Source organism: Pseudomonas sp. HY2-MNA-CIBAN-0224 (assembly GCF_040310285.1).
Taxonomy (GTDB): domain Bacteria; phylum Pseudomonadota; class Gammaproteobacteria; order Pseudomonadales; family Pseudomonadaceae; genus Aquipseudomonas; species Aquipseudomonas helleri.
The window spans coordinates 1-314 of record NZ_JBEOPQ010000327.1; the positions used below are offsets into that span (position 1 = coordinate 1).

The window sequence follows — 314 nt, forward strand, 5'->3', positions numbered from 1 at the left end:
TAATAGGATATCTCGTTTCGCCATTTTGCCACGCCTCCAAGCGCTGTTGATTATGACGATTGGCTGGTGCCTGATGACTGATACCTTTGAATAAAAATAATTCCTTGTCATGAGTGACGCCATACCAGTAAAAATACTCGCGCCATAACAACTCAAACCATATCCAGTACGTCGAGTCATTAGCGATCACTTCCTGCTCGTACTGACGCAAACGGTTTAATAAGACTTTGACCGATAGTGAACCGTTAGCCAGCCACGGCGAGAACTTTGTTGAGTCAGTCCAAGTATCGAGCGCATTACGAGTGGTCTTATAG

1 pseudogene is annotated in these 314 nt (G+C 44.9%); it reads right to left on the minus strand.

The window, feature by feature from the left end:
- Positions 1–314, minus strand: a pseudogene (locus AAEZ03_RS26600) (DASH family cryptochrome); the annotation flags it as partial.